At 35.5% G+C, this 25,302-nt stretch carries 18 protein-coding genes; 5 read left to right on the plus strand and 13 right to left on the minus strand.

What is annotated here, in order from left to right:
- Nucleotides 1-2: 2 nt before the first annotated feature.
- Nucleotides 3-2,288 (minus strand): molybdopterin-dependent oxidoreductase, encoded by a 2,286-nt coding sequence (locus ACFSRZ_RS01100; RefSeq protein ID WP_379664669.1) that lies wholly within the window; start codon nucleotides 2,286-2,288, stop codon nucleotides 3-5.
- Nucleotides 2,289-2,331: 43 nt separating this feature from the next.
- The gene (locus ACFSRZ_RS01105) at nucleotides 2,332-2,571 is read right to left on the minus strand and encodes a hypothetical protein (protein WP_379664670.1); all 240 of its coding nucleotides are present in this window, start codon (nucleotides 2,569-2,571) and stop codon (nucleotides 2,332-2,334) included.
- A 280-nt stretch (nucleotides 2,572-2,851) separates the two neighbouring features.
- Between ACFSRZ_RS01105 and ACFSRZ_RS01110 the strand changes: the two genes are divergently transcribed.
- Both ACFSRZ_RS01110 and ACFSRZ_RS01115 read left to right on the plus strand, forming a co-directional pair.
- The gene (locus ACFSRZ_RS01110; protein ID WP_379664671.1) at nucleotides 2,852-3,187 is read left to right on the plus strand and encodes a winged helix-turn-helix domain-containing protein; all 336 of its coding nucleotides are present in this window, start codon (nucleotides 2,852-2,854) and stop codon (nucleotides 3,185-3,187) included.
- A 117-nt stretch (nucleotides 3,188-3,304) separates the two neighbouring features.
- A complete protein-coding gene (locus ACFSRZ_RS01115; RefSeq protein ID WP_379664672.1) occupies nucleotides 3,305-4,582 on the plus strand; it encodes an acetyl-CoA hydrolase/transferase family protein in 1,278 nt (425 codons plus the stop codon).
- A gap of 72 nt (nucleotides 4,583-4,654) precedes the next feature.
- Here the strand turns inward: ACFSRZ_RS01115 and ACFSRZ_RS01120 are convergent, their stop codons facing one another.
- The 5 genes from ACFSRZ_RS01120 to ACFSRZ_RS01140 all read right to left on the minus strand — a co-directional run bounded on the left by ACFSRZ_RS01120 (nucleotide 4,655) and on the right by ACFSRZ_RS01140 (nucleotide 13,739).
- Nucleotides 4,655-5,917 carry an alginate export family protein gene (locus ACFSRZ_RS01120; RefSeq protein ID WP_379664673.1) on the minus strand — a complete coding sequence of 421 codons (1,263 nt, stop codon included), beginning with the start codon at nucleotides 5,915-5,917 and terminating at the stop codon, nucleotides 4,655-4,657.
- Between the two features lie 283 nt (nucleotides 5,918-6,200).
- A complete protein-coding gene (locus tag ACFSRZ_RS01125; protein WP_379664674.1) occupies nucleotides 6,201-7,505 on the minus strand; it encodes a sugar MFS transporter in 1,305 nt (434 codons plus the stop codon).
- Nucleotides 7,506-7,507: 2 nt separating this feature from the next.
- The gene (locus tag ACFSRZ_RS01130; protein WP_379664675.1) at nucleotides 7,508-8,509 is read right to left on the minus strand and encodes a N(4)-(beta-N-acetylglucosaminyl)-L-asparaginase; all 1,002 of its coding nucleotides are present in this window, start codon (nucleotides 8,507-8,509) and stop codon (nucleotides 7,508-7,510) included.
- Nucleotides 8,510-8,515: 6 nt separating this feature from the next.
- On the minus strand, nucleotides 8,516-10,828 hold the full coding sequence (locus ACFSRZ_RS01135) for a GH92 family glycosyl hydrolase (RefSeq protein WP_379664676.1): 2,313 nt from the start codon (nucleotides 10,826-10,828) through the stop codon (nucleotides 8,516-8,518).
- Between the two features lies 1 nt (nucleotide 10,829).
- The gene (locus ACFSRZ_RS01140) at nucleotides 10,830-13,739 is read right to left on the minus strand and encodes a GH92 family glycosyl hydrolase (protein WP_379664677.1); all 2,910 of its coding nucleotides are present in this window, start codon (nucleotides 13,737-13,739) and stop codon (nucleotides 10,830-10,832) included.
- Between the two features lie 41 nt (nucleotides 13,740-13,780).
- On the opposite strand from ACFSRZ_RS01140, the gene ACFSRZ_RS01145 reads away from it, so the two are divergent.
- The 3 genes from ACFSRZ_RS01145 to ACFSRZ_RS01155 are packed head-to-tail and all read left to right on the plus strand — an operon-like array spanning nucleotide 13,781 to nucleotide 19,308.
- A complete protein-coding gene (locus ACFSRZ_RS01145) occupies nucleotides 13,781-16,063 on the plus strand; it encodes a beta-N-acetylhexosaminidase (RefSeq protein WP_379664678.1) in 2,283 nt (760 codons plus the stop codon).
- Between the two features lies 1 nt (nucleotide 16,064).
- A complete protein-coding gene (locus ACFSRZ_RS01150) occupies nucleotides 16,065-16,784 on the plus strand; it encodes a copper homeostasis protein CutC (RefSeq protein WP_379664679.1) in 720 nt (239 codons plus the stop codon).
- Nucleotides 16,777-19,308, plus strand: coding sequence for a beta-mannosidase (locus tag ACFSRZ_RS01155; protein WP_379664680.1), 2,532 nt, complete (start codon nucleotides 16,777-16,779; stop codon nucleotides 19,306-19,308). The genes ACFSRZ_RS01150 and ACFSRZ_RS01155 overlap by 8 nt, the downstream gene beginning before the upstream one ends.
- Here the strand turns inward: ACFSRZ_RS01155 and ACFSRZ_RS01160 are convergent.
- The 6 genes from ACFSRZ_RS01160 to ACFSRZ_RS01185 form a co-directional block, all read right to left on the minus strand.
- Nucleotides 19,247-20,203: a glycosyltransferase gene (locus tag ACFSRZ_RS01160; RefSeq protein ID WP_379664681.1), complete on the minus strand. Its 957-nt coding sequence runs from the start codon at nucleotides 20,201-20,203 to the stop codon at nucleotides 19,247-19,249. The genes ACFSRZ_RS01155 and ACFSRZ_RS01160 overlap by 62 nt on opposite strands.
- 80 nt (nucleotides 20,204-20,283) lie before the next feature.
- Entirely contained in the window at nucleotides 20,284-21,099 is an 816-nt protein-coding gene (locus ACFSRZ_RS01165; protein ID WP_379664682.1) for an enoyl-ACP reductase FabI, read from the minus strand.
- A gap of 112 nt (nucleotides 21,100-21,211) precedes the next feature.
- A complete protein-coding gene (gene recN, locus ACFSRZ_RS01170; RefSeq protein WP_379664683.1) occupies nucleotides 21,212-22,864 on the minus strand; it encodes a DNA repair protein RecN in 1,653 nt (550 codons plus the stop codon).
- A gap of 24 nt (nucleotides 22,865-22,888) precedes the next feature.
- Nucleotides 22,889-23,776: a type IX secretion system protein PorD gene (gene porD, locus ACFSRZ_RS01175; RefSeq protein ID WP_379664684.1), complete on the minus strand. Its 888-nt coding sequence runs from the start codon at nucleotides 23,774-23,776 to the stop codon at nucleotides 22,889-22,891.
- A complete protein-coding gene (coaBC, locus tag ACFSRZ_RS01180) occupies nucleotides 23,769-24,980 on the minus strand; it encodes a bifunctional phosphopantothenoylcysteine decarboxylase/phosphopantothenate--cysteine ligase CoaBC (RefSeq protein WP_379664685.1) in 1,212 nt (403 codons plus the stop codon). Before coaBC ends, porD begins: the two co-directional genes overlap by 8 nt.
- Nucleotides 24,980-25,300, minus strand: a complete 321-nt coding sequence (locus tag ACFSRZ_RS01185) for a DNA-directed RNA polymerase subunit omega (RefSeq protein ID WP_379664686.1) — start codon at nucleotides 25,298-25,300, stop codon at nucleotides 24,980-24,982. The genes coaBC and ACFSRZ_RS01185 overlap by 1 nt, the downstream gene beginning before the upstream one ends.
- Between the last annotated feature and the right edge of the window lie 2 nt (nucleotides 25,301-25,302).

Consider the following 25,302-nt stretch of genomic DNA (forward strand, 5'->3'; position numbering starts at 1 on the left):
ACCTATACTTTTTGAATGTTAACAGCACATTTTTTATAATCCGGCTCTTTAGAGATTGGACAAAAAGAATCTAATGTGATATCATTGATCAACATGTTCTCATCAAAGAAAGGAACAAACACTTGCATTGGTGCCGGCACTCCTCTTTGATTGATAGATGCAGGTAATACAATTTCACCACGTCGTGTTGTCAATTTTACTTTATCTCCGTTTTTGATCTGCAATCGTTTTGCATCTCCCGGGTTAAGTTCAACATAAGCATGTGGCATAGATTTATGCAAAACCGGAATACGTCTGGTCATCGATCCTGTATGCCAATGCTCAACTACACGTCCTGTATTTAACCAATACGGGTACTCTGCGTCCGGTACTTCTGCTGCAGGCTCATAAGGTCGTTGCCAAATGATAGCCTTTCCATCTGGTTTTCCATAGAAATGGAACTCTTCTCCATTACTACATGCCGGATCGTATTTTGAATTGAAACGCCATTTGGTTGGCTTTCCGTCTACATAAGGCCACTGCATTCCAGAATTCTCTTTCAAGACTTGTAGTGGAGCCATATTATGTTTTTTATTATCGTGATGTTTACGGTACTCTGTGTAAATCTCCTCTACATGAGTTTCTTCATTGTAGTAGAATTGTTTTTCATATCCCAATCGTTTAGCTACCTCAACTATTTGCCAAGTATCACTCATAGCTTCTCCAGGTGGCTCTACCATTTGCTCAAAGTATTGTGTTCTACGCTCTGAGTTTCCATACATTCCTTCTCTCTCTACCCACATCGCAGAAGGTAAAATGACATCTGCAATATCTGTAGTAGGTGTTGGGTAAATATCTGAAACAACAATAAAACGTCCTTCTTTTTTGGCTCCATCCCTATAGCGTTTTAGTTTAGGCATTGTAACCATCGGGTTGGTAACTTGAATCCACATGAAACGAATATCTCCTCTATCTAAGGCTCTAAACATTTCCACTGTATGATAGGTAGGTTTTGAAGGAATGTTCTCTACCGGTACATCCCATATCTTCGCAGCAAACTCCCTATGTTTTTTGTTCATAACAACTCCATGAGGTAGTTTATGCGTTAATGTTCCTACTTCTCTTACTGTTCCACAGGCACTAGGCTGCCCTGTTAAAGAGAATGGACTATTTCCCGGAGTTGATATTTTACCGGTAAGTAAGTGGATATTATATACAAGGTTGTTGATCCAGGTTCCTCGAGTATGCTGATTCATCCCCATACACCAAAGCGACATCACCTTTTTGTTAGGATCTCCGTAAAAAGATGCCATATATTTAATGTCTTTTGCTGAAACTCCGGAGATCTTCTCAACTTTCTCCGGTGTATAATCTTCTAAGAACTTTTTATATTCTTCGAAACTGATCTTTTCGGGCTTGTCTTTAAATTTATAATTGTCTTCTAAGCCATATCCCATATTGGTAAGACCTTTGCTGAAGTTACAATGCTTCTCTACAAAAGAGGTATTGACCCAATTGTTTTTAATGATCTCATAACAAATAGCATTGGCTACTGCCAAATCTGTTTGAGGTAAGAAAAGAATCGATTTGTCTGCCGCAGTACTGGTTCTTGTGGTTCTTGTAGCAAAGTCAATAATTTTTGCGCCTCTCTTTAATCGTTGATCTAAGAGTCTTGAAAATAACACCGGGTGCATTTCGGCCATATTGTTTCCCCATAGGATAAAAACATCGGCATGATCTATATCTTCATAGCATCCCATAGGCTCATCTAATCCGAAGGATGTTAAAAATCCGGTTACGGCACTTGCCATACACAGTCTTGCATTTGCTTCTACATTATTGGTACCTATACATCCTTTAAATAGTTTTGATGCTACATAACCGTCTGGAATAGTCCATTGTCCGGAACCGTAAATGGATACAGAATCTTTTCCATGGTCTTTAATTGTTTCTTTCATTTTAGAAGCAATGAGGTCTAACGCTTCTTTCATGGATGTTTCTACATATCTTCCATTCTTCTTTACTAATGGTTTTCTCAAACGATCTTTACCATACATAGCCATCACAGAGTGATATCCTTTGACGCAGCACAATCCTTTGTTTACTGGAGATTTTGGATCTCCTTTTACAGCTACAGCTTTTCCGTTTTCTACACCGACCAAAACACCGCAACCTACTCCACAAAATCTACAAGGTGCTTTTTTCCAATCTAAATTTCCTCCTTTAGGAATTCCTTTTTCTTGCTCGCTTGCAAACAGGATTCCCGGAAACATTGTAGCGGCTGCTGTCATAGCCGATAGCATTGCCATTTTTTTTATAAAGCTTCGTCTGTTTGTTGTTGAAGTATACATATTAGTTTTTTTTAGGTGTATTAAATCCTGAAACCATTGCCAACAGTTTTAAGCTTTCAATGGTTTCTAGTTTATGCTTTAAAATTTCTTCTTCTTGCTTAGATTCTGTCTCAGTAACTACCACCAGAATATCTTTGTTCTGTGCAGGAATTACTTCACATTGTTCAATCTCAGAGATCTTATTGATAAGCTCATTTTTTTTACCTTCATGAGGGTGAGCTAAGTAACTTTTTATGGGCATAGTAATCTCGGTATTAATGTCTTATCAAATTAAAAAATATTTGCATACAATAAACATGATAATTGTCATAACCGGCAGATTACCAATTCGTTGTGTTTTTAAAGAAACAACGAAATGAAAATATCCCTCTATTTCTCAAGCCTCTAAACCCATATAGTGAATTAAAAAAAGAAGTGATTTTCAGCTAATTTATTTTGATTATAAATAAGCATAAGGCTATGACAAATGTCATAGTTTGTGATTACTGTCACTGCTACCTTTGAGGTGAAATAGTATTGATATGGAGTACAAAATAAAAAGCAGGATATGGATAGAAATAGATGGTAAAATCTTTCTGGGTGAAGGAAGAATAAAACTATTAAAAGCAATCCAAAATACAGGTTCTCTCTCCAAAGCAGCCAGAGCTTTGGATATGTCTTATAAAAAAGCATGGAACTTAATTGACTCTGTAAATAAGGCTTCAGAACAAGCTGTGGTTATAAAGAACACAGGAGGTAAAGGAGGCGGAGGAGCTGAAGTTACCTCATATGGTTGTGATCTTATCGATTCTTTTGATCGTATCAATAAAAATTGCTGGAAATTTTTAGACAAACAAACTTTAGTAAACTTCCCCTAAAAACACCTGTAAAAAAACAATCATAACATTCTAGAATAATAGGTCCATACTATGACATATGTCATAGTATGAATTGTTGATTTCCTAAACCTTTGCACTTTCAAAAACCAATTTAATATGCGTAGAGACATGAATATAGTAACGGCAGAGGAAGCTGTTTCTATTGTGAAATCAAATGATCGAATTTTTTTTCAGGGAGCCTCCATGACTCCAAACTTACTTATCAATTCTTTATGTGACAGATATCAAGAGCTTTCTAATGTAGAGATCATCCAAGTTCACACACATGGAGAAGCCAAATACATGCAAAAACCTTACAGCAACTCTTTTAAACTAGTAAGCTGCTTTGTTGGAAATAATGTAAGAGAAGGTGTTAACACTAATAATGGTGATTACGTGCCTATCTTTTTGAGCGAGATTCATCTACTTTTCAGAAGAGCTATTCTTCCTTTAGATGTAGCTTTTATACAAGTTTCTCCTCCGGATAGACATGGGTATTGTTCGCTAGGAACTTCCGTAGATATTACACTTCCTGCTATTCAAACAGCCAAAACAGTAATTGCTCAAATAAATTCTCATGTTCCTAGAACACATGGTGATGGGATTATTCACATTAATAATATCGATTTTGCTGTGAATGCTGATGCTCCAATACACATCTCGGAGTTAGGAACTCCTTCTGAAATAGAGAATCAGATTGGAGAGCACGTTTCCGGTTTAATTGAAGATGGCGCTACTTTGCAAATGGGTATTGGTAATATTCCTAATGCTGTATTGCATAACTTGACAAATCATAAACGCTTGGGAATCCATACTGAGATGTTCTCTGATGGTATTTTACCTTTAGTAGAAAAAGGTGTGATCACAGGAGAAGAAAAGGAAATAAAGACAGGTAAAATTGTTACGTGTTTTGCTGTTGGTTCAAAAAAACTATACAATTTTATTGACGACAATCCTTTGGTACACTTTAAAGAAGCAGGGTATACAAATGATACTTCTATTATTAAACTAAACCCTAAAGTAACAGCCATTAACAGTGCCATTGAAATTGATATTACCGGACAGGTTTGTGCAGATTCTATTGGTACTTATCAATATTCTGGTGTTGGAGGTCAAATGGATTTTATTCGCGGTGCTTCTTTATCTAAAGGAGGAAAAGCAATTATTGCTATGCCTTCTATAACTCAAAAGGGAGTTTCTAAGATTGTTCCTTTCCTCAAGAGAGGAGCTAGTGTGACTACCACAAGAGCTCATGTACATTATATTGTTACTGAGTATGGAGTAGTTAATCTTTTTGGAAAAAGCTTAAAGCAGCGAGCTAAAGAGCTTATTTCTATTGCTCATCCGAATTTCCGGGAATCATTAGAACGAGAGGTTTACGAACGTTTCCATTAAAACTAATAAAAAAGAGCATTCAAAATGAATGCTCTTTTTATTTATTGAAAATTTGGTGTTGCTATTTTAGCATTATTTTGAACCATTAAATATGGTAGGCTTCACTACTAACATAACCCATCCCCAGTTGTTTGTATTTCCGTCGGTGTTTCCTTTCAGGATTTCCATTCCTTCAGAAGGGAATAATTGAGAGTATCCAACTTTTAGGAAAAGGTCTTTTTGAATCTTGTAAGAATACACCATATCCAATTCGCTTCCAAGTTGTTTTTTATTTGAGTTCATTAAGTCTGCCTGTGCTGAGAAATTGTGATAAGCAATTACTAGATTCGACTTCGCATTTAGCTTAAAGTTTGAATTCACATAAATGTCTTGTAATCCTACATTGTTAAAGTGGTTTCCAACAAAGAAATAATCCATCAATCCGTTAAACTTGTGATTGGTTCCATAGAAAGGTGAGAAAGCTTTGTTTTTACCATTGGATGGAGCTCCATTATCATTACCACTTTGTATCTCAATACCTAAACCTAGTTTGGTCTTGTCTGATGCTTTGTAACTAAGATCCAATCCTAATAAGTAGGCATTCAAATCGTTGTCAGCCACATCACTTCCAAATTGGTAATAGAAATTCCCTGTAAACTTTAGTCTTTTCTTACCATATTTCATATGACTTCCTAAAGTTTGACTGTATCTAGTTTCATTATTATCCGAGTTTGCAGCGTCTATAAATTGCAAACCATTATTTAAGAATAAGAAACTAGCAGAGAAATTAGACCAGTCTTTGTGGTACCATACATACTGAAATGCTTTATAGGTTCCCGGTGTGGTTAATGTAGTTCCTGTTAGAGATTCATTGTCTTGATTGAAAGCAAAACCTATATCAAATCTTTCAGCTCCTTTTTTATATTGCAAAAGAGCTACATCATGACTACGTGCTTGTTGTGCCCAATCTACGTTTCCAAAGAATCTACTATCGTCATAGATAATCTCCTGACGTCCTATTTTTAATGCAAAATTACTATCGAAACGAATCTTTGCCCAAGCTTGATGTATTGATAGTCCGCTATTATCTGCTGTAACTAGCTGAGGAACATCTCCCCAAACTCTAATGTCTTGTAAGCTGATATAAAAATCGTACTTCTCTACTTTATAGTTCAATTTCAAGCGTGTACGCTGTGATATAAAAGCAGCCGGATCTGCATTGTCTGGGAAAAGAGTTTTAAAACCGTGTCGATATTCAAATCGAGGGCGTAATTCTGCGTCTACTTTTACCTGAGCATTTGCGCTCATCAATATTGTGAAAAGTAGGAATGAAAAGCTAAATCGTACAAACTTCATATCTATGTAATTAAAATTTATATGACAAAATTCGCTTTAATCAGAAGCTTAAAGAATGATATTTGTCATGAATTGATTTTTCATGATCTGTAAAATACCATTCATCTTTAAAATGTATTGTTTCAACGAAAGAAAACCTACTACTCACCTATTATTCAAAAAAAATATCTTACATCACCCCTTATCTTTGAAGTATGTTTTCATAGTTGTAGAAAATTTAAGTTTTGATTAGGTTGATTATATAAAGAGCGTTCAGGTACTTTCTGAACGCTCTTTTTATTAGTTAAGCTTTTTTGGTTTTCAGCTTTCCGTAGAAGAAAATATATCCATAGCAGAGGATGACTAAAAAGAATGCTAGTTTAAATCCAAAGTGATCTGTCAATTTTCCATACAAAGGAGGAATAATAGCTCCACCTACAATCATGGTACATAAAATACCCGATGCTTGAGGTTTTAGCTCATCTAAACCGTCAATTGCCAATGTAAAGATGGTTGGGAACATAATGGAATTAAACAATCCTACAGCCAAGATACTCCACATAGCCACAAATCCTGTAGTAGACATAGATATGATAATCATTAATAAGGCTCCTATGGCAAAAGCACTTAATACTTTGGCTGGCTTTAATACTTTTGTCAGATAGGCTCCAATGAATCGTCCTATCATGGCTCCACTCCAATAGAAGGTTACAAAAGCTCCTACAATTGCCAAGTTGCTAACATCTGCTACGCTTTTACCTAAAACTGTTTCAGAAACACTTCTCATAAAATCGCTGTTCTTGATCATATCAGCAAGTCCCATCTTATCAAAATAGTTAACCAAATAACTTCCTATAGCTACCTCGGCTCCTACGTAGACAAAAATTCCAAAAGCACCCATCATCAAAGATCGGTTTCTCAATAATTGAGCATATCCTTCCTTTGGCGCTTTTTGTAATATTTTAGGCAGTTTTACAAATACAAACACTAGTGCTAAGACAATAATAAAGCCTGCTATTCCTAAAAAAGGTGATTGAACGGCTGCAGCTTCACTTGTTAAATAAGTTTCTTTTGCTGTCTCAGACAGGGCTTCTATTTCTTCTGTAGATTTAACCTTATCACTCAAGATCAACATTGCTCCGACTGCAGGGGCAATGGCTGTTCCCAGTGAGTTAAATGCCTGAGATAGATTCAATCTACTAGACGCTCCTTCTTCAGAACCCAAAGCTGCTACATATGGATTGGCTGCCACTTGCAAAATGGTCATTCCGCCCGCAAGTACAAAATAAGCCAGCATGAAAATACTGAACTCTCTATAGGATGCTGCCGGATAGAATAACAAACATCCAATAGCCATCGTGGTTAGACCTAGAACAATTCCTTTTTTATAACCTATTTTAGATAAGATCAATCCTGCTGGAATTGAAAGAACAAAGTAAGCACCAAAAAAAGCAAATTGTACCAAACCAGCTTGAAAGTATGTCAAGGTAAACAGCTCTCTGATTCTAGGGATTAATGAATCTACTAAAACAGTAATGAATCCCCACAGAAAGAAGAGAGAGGTTAAAAAGATAAAAGCGGTTCTATAAGATTTGTTGGATTGGTTCATACTTACCCTTCTTTAATATAAAAGTCTGATTTGTGATTCTTGTTTTCTTTGTCTTTGTATAGGTTGTAACTAAAATGTTTATGAATAGAATAGGCTCCGTAGTCTCCTTGTTTGTTCACAGCTACATATCCTACTTGGAAGTTCTTGTAATTACTTCCCGGTTTGTCTACAATTCTTTTAATAGCTTCTTCACAAGCTTCTTGTGGTGTTTTTCCTTGGCGCATCAGTTCTACGATCAAGAAGCTACCTACGGTTTTTAAAACCTCTTCACCCAATCCTGTAGCTGTTGCTCCTCCAACTTCATTGTCGATGAACAAGCCTGATCCAATAACTGGCGAGTCTCCTACTCTACCAGCCATCTTATAGGCTAGACCGCTAGTTGTACACGCTCCAGAAATATCTCCGTTTTCGTCTATGGCTAACATTCCAATAGTATCGTGATTCTCAATATTGATAATAGGCTTGTATTCTGATTTTTCCTTCCATTTTTCCCAAGCTTTTTTTGAGCTCTCCGTTAGAAGGTTTTCTTTTTTAAATCCTTGCGAATATCCAAATTGTTCTGCTCCTTCTCCAACCATAATTACGTGAGGCGTTTCTTCCATTACCTTTCTAGCTAGGGAAATAACATGGGTTATGTTTTGCACACACATTACTGCACCATATCCTCCTTCTTTATTCATAATACATGCATCCAAAGTAACACGACCATCTCTATCTGGCAATCCACCTTTTCCTACAGTTGTATTTTTTACATTAGCTTCTTCTACGATACAACCTTGTTCTACAGCATCTAATGAAGTGCCTCCTTTTGCCAATACTTCAGCTGCTGCATTTACCGCAGAAGGGGTATTCCAAGTTGCAATAACTAACGGTCTTACAGGATCTTTTCCTGTAACTGGAATTGCTTTTTCTTCTTTTTTTGTTTCACATCCTGCAACATTTACTGCTGCAACGACTCCTATAGTTGAAAGTGACGCATTCTTTAAAAAGTTTCTTCTTTTCATTTTTTGTTAATTTTTTGGAGTATCAGACATCGTAAAAATAAATTCTCCTCCATTCATTAGTTCTTGATGCAAGATATAGTTTCTATCAATACGTTTTCCGTTGATAGTTAAACTGCTTACATACACATTTTCCTTACTTTGATTTTCAGTTGATATAGTTAATTTTTTCCCGTTTTCAAGATTGATGATTGCTTTTTTAACAAGAGGGCTTCCTAAAGCATATTTATCAGAACCGGGTACAACCGGATAAAAGCCTAAAGAACTAAAGATATACCATGCACTCATTTGTCCTGCATCATCATTTCCACACAAACCTTCAACACCCGGTCCGTACATTGTATCCATAATCATTCTTACTCTTTCTTGAGTTTTATAATCGTCTCCTGTCCAGTTATACAAATAAGGAATATGATGTCCTGGCTCATTACCATGTACATAGTTACCTATAATACCGTCTCTTGTAATGTCTTCGTGTTTAGCAATGTATTTATCATCTAATTCCATTGTAAATAACGAATCTAAACGCAAAGAGAATCTTTTCTTTCCTCCCATCATTTCTACCATTTTATCTAATTGATGAGGCACATACAAACCGTAATTCCATGCATTTCCCTCAATAAAACCCTGTCCATGGGTATCTAATGGATCAAAGTTTTTTCTAAAAGTTCCATCAGATAACTTTGGGCTCATATAACCGTTTTCTTTATTGAAAACATTCTTATAGTATTCAGATCTCTCTAAAAATACTTTTTCCGTTGAAGCATCTCCTACATTGTTTGCGATCTGCGCAATTGTCCAATCATCATAAGCCAATTCTAACGTCTTTGAAACCGAAGAGTGACTTTTATCATCTGGAACATACTTGTATTTAATGTAATCACCCAATCCGTCAAAATAAGAAACATTAGCTGTTTCTACAGAGGCCAGCAATGCTTTCTTCTTATCAAAATCTCCAACATTTTTAACAACTGCATCTGCAATAACAGAAGTTGCATGATATCCAATCATACACCAGTTTTCATTAGCGTAATGACTCCAAATAGGTAGCATATTGTGTACACTTTCTTCTTGATGGGCTAACATAGATTTTACCATATCGTTATTTCGCTCCTGTTGAATAATATTAAACAATGGGTGTAATGCTCTGTAAGTATCCCAAAGCGAAAAAATGGTATAGTTAGTAAATCCTTTAGAGTTATGAATATTTTGATCTAACCCTCTGTAGTTCCCATCTACATCTTCATATAAAATGGGACTCAACATGGTATGATATAGTGCAGTATAAAAAACTTCTTTTTGAGATTCCTCTATTGTCTCTACTTCAATTTTAGAAAGCTCTTTATTCCATTTATCTTTAGCTTGTTTTTTTGTCTTATCAAAATCCCAATCAGTAATTTCTGCTTGCATATTTTTTAGTGCTCCATCTGTGCTTACTGATGATAATGCAAACTTCAATTTAATTTTCTCTCCTTCTTTAGTATTGAAGTTAAAATACGCTCTTATATTTTTTCCTGCCATTTCAGGAAAGTTTTCATCCTGCTTAAAACGCCTGTAAAAACCATCATACGTTTCTTGATCATATTTCTTATGCCCATAACTTTTAAATGGTTTTGAGAAAGAAATCGCAAAAAACACTTTTTTTGTTCGTGCCCATCCTTTTGTTTGTCTATACCCTGTAACTAGAGTATCATTCTCTACTCGTAAGAAAGTCCATACATTCTTATTTTCGTGATGATAAACATTGTACACTAGATCCAACAAAATTCTTGATTCTTCAGATTTCGGAAATGTATATTGATGAAATCCTACGCGTTCTGTTGCAGTTAGCTCGGCCTTTATATTGTAGTCTTCTAAATCTACTTTATAATACCCTGCCTTGGCTTCTTCTCTGTCGTGAGAAAATTTTGAATAAAACCCTTTTGTGTTCTCTTTTGTTCTTATTGGGTCCAAGATTAATTTCCCAACGGTTGGCATTACCAATAGATCTCCTAAATCTGAATGACCTGTTCCACTAAAATTTGTGTGAGCAAATCCTATAATTGTAGAATCTTTATATTGGTATCCGGCACAATATTCATAAGTCTTGGTATTGTATTTCCCTTCTTTGAACATTACCTCAAAGTTCGTTTGAGGGCTTAATTGAACCATTCCAAAAGGAACTGTAGCTCCCGGAAAAACATGTCCCATCTTACTGGTTCCTATCATAGGGTTTACATGTTCTGATAATTCTTTTTCGAATACAGCCTCTTCTGCTGATTCTTTTTGAGTATTGCAACCAATACAAAAGACAATAGAAGATACTATTAAAAACTTCTTCATCTTATTTGATCTGAATTTCATCAATAAAGATCCAAGATCTTCCGTCATGTGGGTATCCTAAATGCCATTTTGGTAGTTTTCCAAGTTTTTTAGCAACTACTTTAATGTATCTGGAATTGATCTTCTGAGAAGCTTTTACCTCTTCAATAATCACATCATCTGTATTAAATGGCTTAGGTGCTTTCCAATCTTTAATCTTTCTGAATTTCTTTCCATCTGATGAATGATAGAATTCAACTTCTGTAGGTAAGAAGATCCAACTACGTTGATCTCTTAAGAAATTAACTTCAATAGAAGATATTTCTTTCTTTTTTCCTAGGTCTACAATTGCAATTACATCTTCGTTCCAATATCCTTGCCAGGTACCTGTTCTAAAGTCTTCTGCCCCCAATATTCCATCAATAAGAGCATCATCTCCTCCTGCGTTGTATTGGTTTGCATATTTTGTTTTCAGTTCAATCTTTATATTCGGATCGATCTTATAAAAATCAGTTGTTATAGTAGCACTTTTATCTTCTCCGTTTTGTGCGTACACCTTTAATGTAGATTTTTCTGAAATGGTAAATGGTTGTTCATACTTAGTAAACTCACCACCTAACGTATAATAGATCTCAGAGTTTTTATCTACAGATTGTAAGCTAACCTCTGTACTTCCTTTAAAAGCTACATCACCTTTAGCAATAAAAGGTGCCGGAACAATTTGATATTCTTCAATTTCGGTTGAAGGAATATATTTATCTTGTGTTCCCCAGTCTGAAGGTGTGTTTGTCATTTCAAAAATCAAACTTCCTCCATTTACGATATCTTCATGAGAGATATAAGAATATGGGTGCTCTTTTCCGTTTAAATATACTGCCTTGATGTATTTGTTATCTGCAGACAAAGATTCTGCTGCTACTGTAAATTGTTTGCCGTTTTCTAAATTAATAGTTGCTTTGTCAAACAATGGTGTTCCTATAATATATTCATTGGCAGCCGGTGTTACCGGGTAAAATCCTAAGGAGCTAAAAATGTACCAAGCACTCATTTGACCACAGTCTTCATTTCCTGAAATTCCATCAGGAGTATTGGTATATAACTCTGTTAAGATTTGATATATTTTTTCTTGTGTCTTGTGCGGTTTGTTTACAAAATTGTACAGATAAGCCATATGATGACTCGGTTCGTTTCCGTGTGCATATTGCCCTATTAACCCTGTAATGTCTGCTTGATTTCTTCCTGATGTTTCTTGTTTGGCAGTAAATAATTTATCCAACTGTGCTTCCAGTGCTTGTTTTCCTCCCATCAACTCCATAAATCCGGTAACATCTTGAGGCACATAAAAACTGTACTGCCATGAATTGGCTTCTGTATAATTGAAGTTTACTTCATAAGGATCAAAAGGAGCAAACCAAGTATTTCTGAAACGCCCTCTCATAAATTGACTTTGCGGATCATATATATTCTTATAGAACTGTGCTCTTTCTGTATAGTTTTTATAATCGTCTTGCTTACCCATTGCTTTTGCCATTTGAGCAATCGTCCAATCGTCGTAAGCATACTCTAAAGTTTTAGATACCGATTCTGATTCTTTTTCAACCGGAATAAATCCAAACTCCTTATAGCTTTCCAAACCTAGTTTATCTCTGGTAGCCGAATGCTTCATTGCTTGTAATGCTTTTTCTGCATCGTATCCTTGTATTCCTTTTAAATAAGCATCAGCAATTACAGGCACTGCATGATATCCAATCATACATCCTGTATAACAAGCAGAAAGATCCCAAATAGGCATGATTCCTCCTTCATCATATTTTGCTAAGAATGTATTGATAAAATCGTTGGTTCTTTCCTGTTCCAAGATGGTATATAATGGGTGCGCTGCTCTATATGTATCCCACAGAGAGAATACGGTATAGTAATCAAAATCTTTAGCTTCATGTACATTCAGATCCATTCCTCTGTATCTCCCATCAACATCTTGATACAAGTTAGGAGCGATCATCACATGATACATAGAGGTATAAAAATTAGTTTTGTAATCGTTGTTAGAACCTTCAATAACAATTTTCTCTAGTTGGCTTTCCCATTTATCTTGAGCTTCTTTTTTAACCTGAGTGAAGGTTTTATCTCCAATCTCTGCCTCCATATTCTTCTTTGCTCCTTCTTCATCAACAGGACTGATTCCTACTTTTATATATACAGGTTCGTTATTAGGATTTTCTAATTCAATTCCGGCAATTCTCTTATCCTTATTGTACTTGATAGATTTGATCGTATGCGAAAAACTCATATGAAAAAACAACATTTGCTTTGTTGCCCAAGCCTTGGAATGACGGAATCCTGAAATTGTGTTTTTATCTACTTCATTGATCTTTGCTTCTAAAACCTCATCTCTGTGTTCTAGATCCAACATAATGATCTGTGGAGCATTCTTAGGAAACATATATTTATGAATACCGCTTCTTTCAGATACAGTCAATTCAACATTAATATTCTTATCATCTAACAAAACTTTATAAAATCCAGGCTCTGCTACTTCATTATCATGCGAAAAATGAGCACGATATCCTTCTTTTTTGTCTGCCCCATTGTTAAACACAACTTTGTTTGTAGGCATCAACAAAATATCTCCGTAGTCAGAAACTCCGGTTCCACTTAAATGTGTGTGAGAAAAACCATAGATGTATTCATCTGAATAATGGTATCCTGAACAACCGTCCCAACCATCTAAACGAGTATCAGGGCTTAATTGCATCATACCAAACGGCATTGTTGCTCCAGGGTACGTATGGCCGTGTCCTCCGGTACCAATAAAAGGGTTTACATAAGAAATAAGCGGTTTGTCTTTGCTAGCTTCAGATGGGGTTTCTTTGTCTTTGCAGGAAAAAAAAGTAGCTACAAAAACAATAAGAAGCCAATTGTAGTTCTTCATTGAATTGAGTTGTTTATTTTTATGAACCGAATATACTAAAAATGAAGCACCCATATTACCTTATTCTCTTTATTGCATTATTCTTGTTCAATTGTCAGCAACAGCCTAATAAAGTTGATGAAATTGCAATTATCCCTAAACCTTTAGAGCAATCTATTTCGTCTGGAAATTTTGTCTTTGAAAGCACAATCTCTTTAAAAACAGAAATACAGTTTGCTTCTGTTGCCAATTATTTAACTGATTTTTTAAAATCTGAATTGGATATTACTACCAAAAATTCCGATGAGAAACATCAAATCGTTTTTTCTTTAAATGATGAAATTGATAATGATGAAGGATATGAACTCTCTGTTACTCCTAATCAAATTCATATTCAGGCTAAAACAAAGAAAGGTGCCTTTTATGCAGTGCAAAGCTTGCTTCAGTTGTTTCCTGTTGATATTGACAAAAATAAAACTACTGCACTTCCTTGTGTAGAAATTAAAGACAAGCCTCAATTCCGATATAGAGGGATGCACTTAGATGTTGGGAGACATTTTTACTCAGTTGATTTTATCAAAAAGTATATCGACTTGATCTCTCGATTAAAGATGAACACTTTTCATTGGCATCTGACAGAAGATCAAGGTTGGAGAATTGAGATTAAAAAATACCCAAAACTGCAAGAGGTCGCAGCTTTTAGAAAAGAAACACTGATTGGTCATTACAGTGATCAACCTCACAAGTTCGACGGAAAAAAATACGGTGGTTATTACACTCAAGAGCAGATCAAAGATATTGTTGCTTATGCTCAACAAAGACAAGTTACTGTGATTCCGGAAATAGAAATGCCCGGACATTCACAGGCTGCTATTGCAGCTTACCCTGAATTAGGGTGTACAGGTAAGCAAGTAGAAGTTGCTACCAAGTGGGGAATTTTTGAAGAAGTGTATTGCCCAAGTGAATCTACTTTTAAATTCTTAGAAGATGTAATTGATGAAGTAATTACGCTTTTCCCTGGAAAATACATTCATATTGGTGGTGATGAAGCTCCAAAAACTCGTTGGAAGAATTGTAGTCATTGTCAAAAATTGATCAAAAAAGAAGGATTAAAAGATGAACACGGATTGCAGAGCTATTTCATTCAACGAATGGAAAAATACATCAATTCTAAAGGGAAGCAAATTATTGGATGGGATGAAATTTTGGAAGGAGGTCTAGCTCCTAATGCTACTGTGATGTCTTGGCGTGGAGTTGGCGGTGCTGTTCAGGCTGCCAAAGAAGGCCATGATGTGATTCTTACTCCTACTTCACATTGTTATTTTGATTATTACCAATCAGATAACGAGAAAGAGCCTACAGCCATTGGAGGTTTTCTTCCTTTGGAAAAAGTGTATTCTTTTAATCCGGTTCCAAAAGAACTCACAGAAGACGAAGCTAAATATGTATTAGGAGGGCAAGGAAATGTATGGACCGAGTACATTCCTACTTCTCAACAAGTAGAATACATGACATTTCCAAGAGCTATTGCTTTGAGCGAAGTTTTATGGTCTACTCCAGAACATAAAAACTATAACGGTTTTATCAATCGATTGGAACAATTTCAAAGAAGGCTTGATCATTTAGACGTTAATTATGCAAATCATATTTATGAAGTAAAAGGAAAGTTGCAGAATCATGATGGCAAGCTAACTTATGAGTTAAGCACTGTATCTCAATCCTATTCGATCTATTATTCTACTGATGGAAGCGAACCAACAACTCTATACAAATCTCCTATTCCTGTTGATGCTTCCATGAACATCAAAGCCGTTGTAAAGAATGACGAAGGAAAAGCAATGGGTTATGAGTTTGAACAAAAGGTTAAATTACACAAAGGTGTTGGCGCTAAGATCAGTATCAATAAAGAGCCACATCCTTCTTATAATGCTGGTGGAAAAGAAGCTTTAGTCAATGGTATCTCAGGAAACAACAAACGTTATGGAGACAAAGAATGGCTAGGTTTCTGGGGTGAAGACATCGAGATTACCATTGAATTTGATAAACCTACAGAGATAAATTCTATCTCTACTCGTTTTCATAACGGAAATGGGCAATGGATCTATGCTCCTGTATCATTATCTATTGAATTTAACAAAGCAAACGAAAGTAGTATTACGCAAACAGTTGGGCTTTATTCTAACAAAAAAACTATTTCTGATGTACAAATAGACTTCTCAGAAGAGGAAAATTTATTTTGTAAGAGTATTAGATTAATCATTCCTAATTATGGTATTATTCCTGAAGGAAAACAAGGTGGAGGAAACAAAGCGTGGACTTTTATTGATGAAATAGTTATTGAATAACATGGTTGTAGAAATTTGTGCTAATTCATATCAATCAGCTATCAATGCAGAAAAAGCGGGAGCTCACAGAATTGAATTGTGCTCAGAGTTAGCTGTGGGTGGCATTACTCCTTCCTACGGATTGCTCAAAAAAGTGATGAGTGAACTCTCTATTCCTGTTCATGTGCTGATTCGCCCCAGAGGTGGCGATTTTACATATTCTGATGATGAATTTGAGATCATGAAACAGAACATTCTCTTATGTAAAGAATTGGGTTGTGCTGGAATTGTATCAGGAGTTTTGCATCCCAACGCTTCTATAGACCTTGTAAGAACCCAAGAACTGGTTGAACTTTCTCATCCCATGAGCTTTACTTTTCACAGAGCTTTTGACTGGATTTCAAATCCTAAAGATGCAATAAGTGATTTGGAAAAAATTGGAGTACACAGAGTACTTACATCCGGTCAGAAAACTTCTGCCGAAAAGGGAATTTCTTTACTAAGAGAACTAAAAGACCTTTCACCTGTTAAAATACTACCAGGAGGAGGCATTAAAGTACATAACATACAAATGTTTAAAGAAGCCGGATTTAATGAAGTACATTTTTCTGCTTCTACGCAGATACAAACCATTGCTACTCCAAAAATTTCTATGAACAGCCCGTCTTTTTTTGACGAAACAACAATTACATTTTCAGATATAGACACCATCAAAAACATTCTTTCTAAAATTCATGAATAAGCAACTTCTCCTTTATTTCTTTTGTTGTGTTTTCCTATGGAATTGTCAACCTAAAAAAGAACTCCCTATTGTTCAAAAGCTTCATGCTAATTGGTCATTTAAAAGTAAAAGTGCCGGTGAATGGAATGTTGCTACTGTTCCCGGAAATGTTTTTACCGATCTTTTAAACAACAAACTCATTGAAGACCCTTTTGTAAGCACAAATGAAGAAAAAGTACAATGGGTATCAGAAACAGATTGGACATATCGCTCTGAGTTTTCTGTGGATGAAGAGTTCTTAAAGAGAAAACATATTGAACTGACTTTTGAAGGTCTAGACACTTATGCTAAAGTTTATTTAAATAATCAATTGATCTTAACAGCTACTAATGCTTTTAGAACCTATTCAGTTTCGGTAAAAGAATCGCTTACATTAGAAAATCAATTGCGTATTGAATTTGAAAGCACAGAAATTCAAGAAGTTCGTGAAAAAGAAAAACTAGCGTATGAATTGCCAGAAGGCAACCGTGTTTTTACAAGAAAAGCTCAGTTTCAATATGGTTGGGATTGGGGTCCAAAACTAAATACTTCCGGGGTTTGGAAAGATGTATACCTAAAAGCATGGAACACTGTTGTTCTGAAAGATGTTTTTGTTTCTCAAGGTTTGATTACTGAAACAGATGCATCACTATCTGCTGAACTTATTCTTTCTTCTGATATTAGTTCGGAAGCTGAAATTATTGCAGAAGTAAACGGAAAGAAATTTCAACAAACAATTCAATTAGAAAAAGGCACTTATGATTATACAGTTCCTATTTCAATAAATAAACCTCAGCTTTGGTGGCCGCATAATTTAGGAGATCCACACCTTTATGATATTGACTTAAAAGTTATTTCTAAAGGTACAATTTTAGCAGAAAAAAGCATCAAGCACGGTGTTAGAACTATTGAGTTGGTTACAGAAAAAGACAGTATTGGTGAATCTTTTTACTTCAAGGTAAATAACGTTCCTGTTTTTATGAAGGGAGCAAATTATATCCCACAGAACAGTTTACAAAATCAAGTTTCTCAAAAACATTATCAAAATTTGCTGGATGATGTTGTAGACGCCAATATGAATATGCTACGTGTTTGGGGTGGTGGTATATATGAGAATGACATTTTTTATGATTTATGTGATGAAAAAGGGATTTTGGTTTGGCAAGACTTCATGTTTGCTTGCGCAATGTATCCCGGAGATCAAGCGTTTCTTGAAAATGTACAACAAGAAGCTATCGATCAGGTTGAACGATTAAGAAATCATGCCAGTATAGCTGTATGGTGTGGTAACAACGAAAACTCTGAAGGTTGGCATAGATGGGGATGGCAAAGCGGCAAAACCGAAGAACAGAAAAAAGAGATCTGGAGTAACTATCAAAAAGTTTTTGACAGCATACTTCCGTATACTGTTGATAGGTTAACTAATACTTCTTATTGGGAGAGTTCTCCAAAATACGGTAGAGGAAATCCTAAATATAAATTTGAAGGAGATGCTCACGATTGGTGGGTTTGGCATGATGGATATCCATTTGAACATTTTGAAGAAAATGTTCCTAGATTTATGAGTGAGTTTGGGTTTCAATCATTTCCTAGTTATGAAGCCATCAATCATATCAATGAAAATGATGATGTTGCTATTTTTTCTGATGCGATGAAATCTCATCAAAAACATTCCAGAGGTTTTCAACTAATCGACGATTACATGAAACGAGATTATCCTGAAGTAAAAGCCAATAAGGAATATGTGTATTTGAGCCAATTAACACAAGCAAAGGGAATCACTATGGGTATAGAAGCTCATAGAAGAGCCAGACCATACAATATGGGAAGCTTATATTGGCAATTAAATGATTGCTGGCCTGTAATCTCATGGTCTAGCATAGATTATTTTGGAAACTGGAAAGCATTACATTATAAAGCCAAAAGATCATTTAGAGACCTTCTGATCTCTTCAGAGATGAGACACAACAAAGTATCAACCTTCCTTGTAAATGACCACTTACAAAGTATCACAGATACGCTGTCTATTAAGATCATTAATTTTAATGGGAATGAATTGTGGTCTACAAAGAAATATAGTACTGCCAGTGCCAATACTAGTACTAAGGCATATGAGTTTTCTTTAGATGAACTTAGTATAGATCCTGAGAAAGTTGTGATGATTGTTACTTTTCAAGATCGATCTTCTAATTTTTACTTTGCTAAACCTAAAGAGCTTCAACTTTCTAAAGTTCAGATCGATCGTAAAATTCAGAAATCCAAAGAAGGTTTTTCTATTGAATTAACATCTCCTACTTTACAAAAAGACGTGTTTTTATCTGCTAATGCAAAAGGTCATTTTTCTGACAACTTTTTTGATCTCCTTCCCAGAGAAACCAAAAAGATCATTTTTGAAACAAAGGCAGATGCTATAGAGAACTTGGAAATAATGAGTTTGAATCTGGTTAATCGTTTGGAAAAAGCAGAGACTGTAAGAACCCAAGACCATAACCAAAAAACTGAGTAAGTGCAGTAATAATACTTAAAAAACCTACTTTAAAACTTTTATTCTCTACAGTTGCATCAGAGAAAAGCGCGCTAAAATAGATTCCGTATACAGCAATGAATTGCCAATAACCAAAAAGCAATAATAATATAGACAAGTCAAAACCTAAAGCGAAAAGACTGGGAAACCAATAGGTTAATTTCTTTGTTTTAGGATATTTTCTATTGAGAATGGGTCTTGCTGTACCAAATGCAAAAGTTTGATTGAAAAAACTAGGAATGGTATTTCTACGTTTGTGATATACATAGGCCTCTTCTATAAGTTGTGTTGTATATCCTGATTTCCACAATCTAAAAGTCATATCAATGTCTTCCCCTGCTCTCATATCGGAAAATCCTTGTGTTACCTGAAAAGCTTTCTTTGAGATTCCCATATTAAAACTTCTGGGCTGAAACTTTCCTACTCCTTTTTTCTTCCCTCGAATTCCACCTGTTGTCAAAAAAGAGGTCATTGAATAATTGATCGCTTTTTGCAATGGAGTAAAATCTGGGTGAGCAGCATCGGGACCTCCAAATGCATCTGTATAGCTCTCTTGTAATCGCTCGGATACAACTTTCAGGTATTGCGTGGGTAGAACCACATCTGAATCTAAAATGATAAAGTAACTTCCTTTCGCTCGTTCCATACCGTAATTTCTACTTCCTCCCGGACCAGAATTTTCTTTGTAGAAATACTGAATGGCCAGCTTAGAACTAAAGTTTTCTACTACTTCTTTACATGTAATTGAGGATCCATCTTCAACGATAATTACTTCAAAACTATCCGAATAATCAAGTTGAGAGATACTCTGCAAAAGTTCTTCGATCTCTTGAGGTCTGTTGTATACAGGAACAATTATGGAGAAATTTAATTTCAAGTTGGAAATTTACAAAATTGTGAAAACAAAAAACGCAAACCTCTTCAGATTTGCGCTTTCATATTTTTATTTCACTTACTTTATTCTTCAGTAAACTTTTCCATCACAGCATCACTAACACCCATGTTAGAGAACCCTCCATCGTGGAATAAGTTCTGTAAAGTCACTTTTTTTGTTAGGTCTGAGAATAAGCTAATGGTATAATCTGCACATTCTAATGCAGTAGCGTTTCCTAATGGAGACATTTTTTCTGCATAGGCAATAAATCCATCAAAGCCTTTTACTCCTTGTCCTGCTGTTGTTGGTGTTGGCGATTGAGAAATTGTATTCACTCTTACCTTATGATCACGTCCGAAGAAATAACCAAAACTACGAGCTACACTCTCTAAATACGCTTTATTATCTGCCATATCGTTGTAATCTGGGAATACTCTTTGCGCTGCCATATACGTTAATGCAACAATACTTCCCCATTCATTCATAGCCTGTTTATTGTATAAAACATTCATTGTCTTATGAAATGAAACAGCAGACACATCCCAACCTTTGGTTGTAAAATCGTACTTAGAATCTGTATAGTGGCGTCCTTTACGAACATTTACAGACATTCCTATTGAGTGCAATACAAAGTCGATCTTTCCTCCTAAGATTTCCATAGACTTTTCTACTAAGTTCTCTAAGTCTTCCATAGAGGTAGCATCAGCAGGAATGATCTCAGAACCTGTTTTTGCAGCTAGGTCTTTAATTCCACCCATTCTCATTGCAATAGGTGCATTGGTTAACACGATCTGAGCTCCTTCTTCATGAGCTCTCTCTGCAACTTTCCAAGCAATAGAATTCTCATCTAACGCTCCAAAGATGATTCCTTTTTTTCCTTTTAATAAGTTATAAGACATACTTCTTTTTTTAGTTGATGTTTTAAGTGGCAAATATACTTTTTAATTTTTAGTTCTTAGCTGTTAGTTATCACCGAAATTGAAGGAAGTGTATACCAATTTAACTGTCAGATCAATTTAGCAATTGCCTAGCATGAGTCATAGCACTATCAGAAATATCTTTCCCTCCCAACATTTCAGCAATCTCAACAATACGTTCGTCTTCAGACAATTGTTTTAGCTGAGTGACTGTTGTGTCTTTTTGCTCTTCTTTATATACTTTATAATGTTGATTTCCTTTCGCTGCAATTTGTGGTAAGTGCGTAATTGTGATCACTTGCATGTGTTGACTCATCTCATGCATGATGTTTGCCATTTTATTGGAAATCTCTCCGGAAACTCCGGTGTCTATCTCATCAAAAATAATCGTAGGCAACTGACTGTTCTCAGAAAGTACTTTTTTTATTGCCAACATGATTCTAGATAACTCTCCTCCAGAGGCTACTTTTTTTAGCTCTCCAAAATGTCCTCCTTTGTTTGCTGCAAACAAAAAGGATAATTCGTCTTTTCCATTTTTAAAATACGTGTCCGACAGATTTAGCTCAATTGAAAAACGTGCTTGTGCCATTCCTAAATCTGCTAAAATCCCTTCCAAATTTCGTGTTAACTTTGGAACAACCTTTCTTCTAGCTTCTGAGATCTTCTTGGCTAATTCATCTAGCTTTATAGCTACAGCATTCACTTTTTCTTGATGCTCCTGAATAGCATGTTCTGCATTTTCAACAACTTCAACTTTTTGTGCAAGACTCTCTTGAAGTTCTAACAGTTCTGAATTTGAGCTTACATAATGTTTCTTTTGTAAGTTGTAGATGAGTTGCAATCGGTCGTTTAGTTTTTCTGCTTTTTGTGGATCGAAGTCTACATTCTCATTAGCACTTTCTAATTCTACCGCAATATCATTTAATTCGATCTTTAAACTTGTTATTCTGGAAGATAGTTCTTCGTACTCCTTTGCATACGGAGCTATTTTGCTAAGCTTACTCTCCAAGGTTTGTAACAATGTTTGCAAGCCAATCTGATCATCAAAGGTCATCTGTAAAGCTTCAGATAAGTGAAGCTTGATTTCTTCTACATTGTTGATCTTTTCCAACTGCTCTTCTAGATCTTCCTGCTCATCTTCTTTCAAGTCTGCTTCCATCAACTCATTATAGAGATGCAAATTATAATCGTACTGTTGATTTGCTTCTCGTTGTTGCAAGACCAACGCTTCTAATTCTTTTTTAGCATGCTGGTATTGGGTCAAACCTCTTTTGTACGATTCTAATTTGTTTTGATTTCCTGCCAAAGCGTCCAATAATTGAAACTGGAATTCCTGGTCTGACAGTTGCATTGTTTGATGTTGTGAGTGAATATCAATCAACCTAGTTTTTAGGTTGTTCAATACACTTAAGGTAACCGGAGTATCATTTACAAAGGCCCTTGATTTTCCTGAAGGCAAAATCTCCCTTCTGATGATCGTGTTGGATTCGTAATCTAGGTCTTGCACCTCAAAAAAACGTTCTAGTTTGTATTTTGCGATATCCAATTGTGCTTCTACAATACACTTTTTCTCTACATCTTTTAATGTAGAAGTATCTGCTCTGTTACCTAAAACCAATCCTAACGCTCCTAAAAGAATGGATTTTCCTGCTCCGGTTTCTCCTGTTATAATAGACAAACCTGACTGAAAATCAATGTTTAGCTCATTGATTAAAGCGTAATTTTTTATGGATAAAGATGTAAGCAAGTTTCTAAATTTCGAAAATTAAAATTAATTAATTTTTCTCCACTTATTACTATTGTTGGGTGAGATTTTTTGAACGACTACCAACATCCTCTGCTTGCTTCTTGTGTTGGGTCCTTCGGAGTATAAATTTACGATTTCATCTGCTTTGGCATCAAAAAACAATCGGATCATTGGGTTTCCAATTACTTTATTGAACAGTCGATCTAAGGTGATGATGTTATTTTCTATCGTTTGCTTTCCTTGTGCCTTGTTTTTAGACAACACATCAAACCCGTTTCTGTGATAATTGTACATCACAGATCTAAATTGTCTCATGTTAGGAGCTAGTATATTATCAATCAATTGAAATCTATTCTGAACTCCAACCTGATTTGTCCATGCAGTTAAACCACTTTGCTGAGCTTGTAAAACCACATTCTCTGCTTGTTTAAAATACTGCTCTCCTCCTCTTAAAGCAAAAGTATCAGCGTCCATTCCTAAAATCACATAAACGTAAAACGTGACCATAGAGATCAAGTTGCTATCAAATGTAGTAGGGTTGTAAATAAATTGATCGAACTCATTATAACTAAAATTAAAGTCGTTGTCTTTAATGTTTAGAATGGGAGTTTCATAAGAGGTTCCGTAAACAGGTCTTGTAGATTGTACCTGAATAGTTCCTTCAAACTGATTATTGTCTCGCTTGGTGATGATAATATTCATCGCGCAATTGATACGCTCTTGTGGTTTCACATCTCTGTTTGTCCACTTCTTTTGATTCACAAACTCTGTAATGGTTCTTTCCAGTGTTCTGAATACTTGTTTGTTTGATCCTATTACCTGATTATCATTAATAGTTACCAAACAATTCAGTTCTTGAGATTGTAGTGATAGTGTAGAGAGAAAAACAATAAGAGCTAAAAACTTACGCATCGAGTCTTTTTAATATTTCACTAAGGATATCATCAGCAACTTCTACTTTGGATTTCAATCCGAAAGATACCTGAGCTTTATTTTTATCTATAAAAGTAATCTTATTTGTGTCAGTAGCAAATCCTGCACCTTTATCTTTTAAAGAATTCAATACAATTGCATCCAAGTTCTTTCTTTCTAACTTCCCAAGAGCATGCTCTAGTTCATTGTTGGTTTCTAAAGCGAATCCAACCAAGAACTGCTGTTTTTTAATCTTTCCTAAAGAAGCTAAAATATCCTTTGTGGGTTCTAATGCTATCTCTAACGAAGTATCCTTCTTTTTTATTTTCTCATTAACTACATTTTTAGGTCTGTAGTCGGCAACAGCCGCAGAGAGAATTGCAATATCAGCATCCGGATAGTGTGCATGACTCGCTTCATACATCTCTTCTGCTGATGTTACATCTATTCTTTTTACAAGCGAATGTGCTATTTTTTGTTGACTAGGTCCGGAGATCAAATACACCTCTGCTCCTAAATTGGCAGCAGCATTGGCAATAGCAAATCCCATTTTTCCTGATGAATGATTCCCGATAAAACGTACCGGATCAATTGCTTCATAGGTTGGTCCGGCAGTAATCATTACTTTCTTCCCTTTTAATGGTAATTGAGAAAGGATGTCGTTCTCAATAAAAGCAACAATATCTTCTGGCTCTGCCATTCTTCCTTCTCCAACCAATCCACTTGCCAATTCGCCACTGGTGGCCGGTATCATGGTATTGCCAAACTCTTGGAGTTTGGTTAAACTTTGTTTGGTAGAAGGATGTTTGTACATATCCAAATCCATTGCCGGAGCAAAATATACCGGACACTTAGCAGAAAGATATGTAGCTAATAAAAGGTTATCACAAGTACCATTAGTCATTTTAGATAAGGTATTGGCAGTTGCCGGTGCAATAACCATGTAATCTGCCCACAATCCTAGATCAACATGATTGTTCCACAACTCATTCTCTTCTTCTTTGTCATAAAAAGTAGAGTGAACCGGATTTTTTGAAAGTGTTGATAAGGTAAGTGGAGTGATAAAATCTTTTGAGGCAGGAGTCATAATAACCTGCACTTCTGCCCCTGATTTTATAAATAAACGGACTAAGTTAGCCGTTTTATAAGCGGCAATTCCGGCTGTAACGCCTAAAAGAATCTTTTTACCGCTTAGAATAGACATTATTCTGTTTCTGGGTTTCTGTGGTATACTCTATTTTCTAACCACTCTTCTACAGCAATCGCAGTAGGTTTTGGTAATTTTTCGTAAAACTTAGATACTTCGATCTGCTCTTTGTTTTCAAAAACTTCCTCTAAGCTATCGTTATAGGTAGCAAACTCATCTAACTTTTCGATCAATTCTTTTTTCAAATCAGTATTGATCTGAGTAGCTCTTTTTGCAATAATAGAAATTGCCTCATAGATATTATCTGTTGACGCTTCAATTGCATCCTTGTCATAAGTTACCGTAGTAACTGCAGCTTTGGTTTCTTTATAGTTCATAA

Origin of the sequence: Pseudotenacibaculum haliotis (genome assembly GCF_042684245.1) — a bacterium.
Taxonomy (GTDB): Bacteria; Bacteroidota; Bacteroidia; order Flavobacteriales; family Flavobacteriaceae; genus Polaribacter; species Polaribacter haliotis_A.

Coding starts and splice junctions, on each gene's coding strand:
- ACFSRZ_RS01135 (WP_379664676.1), bottom strand. CDS start 10,828: ATGAAGAAGTTTTTAATAGTATCTTCTATTGTCTTTTGTATTGGTTGC.
- ACFSRZ_RS01105 (WP_379664670.1), bottom strand. CDS start 2,571: ATGCCCATAAAAAGTTACTTAGCTCACCCTCATGAAGGTAAAAAAAAT.
- coaBC (WP_379664685.1), bottom strand. CDS start 24,980: ATGTCTATTCTAAGCGGTAAAAAGATTCTTTTAGGCGTTACAGCCGGA.
- ACFSRZ_RS01120 (WP_379664673.1), bottom strand. CDS start 5,917: ATGAAGTTTGTACGATTTAGCTTTTCATTCCTACTTTTCACAATATTG.
- ACFSRZ_RS01145 (WP_379664678.1), top strand. CDS start 13,781: ATGAAGCACCCATATTACCTTATTCTCTTTATTGCATTATTCTTGTTC.
- ACFSRZ_RS01130 (WP_379664675.1), bottom strand. CDS start 8,509: ATGAAAAGAAGAAACTTTTTAAAGAATGCGTCACTTTCAACTATAGGA.
- ACFSRZ_RS01110 (WP_379664671.1), top strand. CDS start 2,852: ATGGAGTACAAAATAAAAAGCAGGATATGGATAGAAATAGATGGTAAA.
- ACFSRZ_RS01155 (WP_379664680.1), top strand. CDS start 16,777: ATGAATAAGCAACTTCTCCTTTATTTCTTTTGTTGTGTTTTCCTATGG.
- ACFSRZ_RS01185 (WP_379664686.1), bottom strand. CDS start 25,300: ATGAACTATAAAGAAACCAAAGCTGCAGTTACTACGGTAACTTATGAC.
- ACFSRZ_RS01165 (WP_379664682.1), bottom strand. CDS start 21,099: ATGTCTTATAACTTATTAAAAGGAAAAAAAGGAATCATCTTTGGAGCG.
- ACFSRZ_RS01140 (WP_379664677.1), bottom strand. CDS start 13,739: ATGAAGAACTACAATTGGCTTCTTATTGTTTTTGTAGCTACTTTTTTT.
- ACFSRZ_RS01100 (WP_379664669.1), bottom strand. CDS start 2,288: ATGGCAATGCTATCGGCTATGACAGCAGCCGCTACAATGTTTCCGGGA.
- ACFSRZ_RS01150 (WP_379664679.1), top strand. CDS start 16,065: ATGGTTGTAGAAATTTGTGCTAATTCATATCAATCAGCTATCAATGCA.
- ACFSRZ_RS01125 (WP_379664674.1), bottom strand. CDS start 7,505: ATGAACCAATCCAACAAATCTTATAGAACCGCTTTTATCTTTTTAACC.
- ACFSRZ_RS01115 (WP_379664672.1), top strand. CDS start 3,305: ATGCGTAGAGACATGAATATAGTAACGGCAGAGGAAGCTGTTTCTATT.
- porD (WP_379664684.1), bottom strand. CDS start 23,776: ATGCGTAAGTTTTTAGCTCTTATTGTTTTTCTCTCTACACTATCACTA.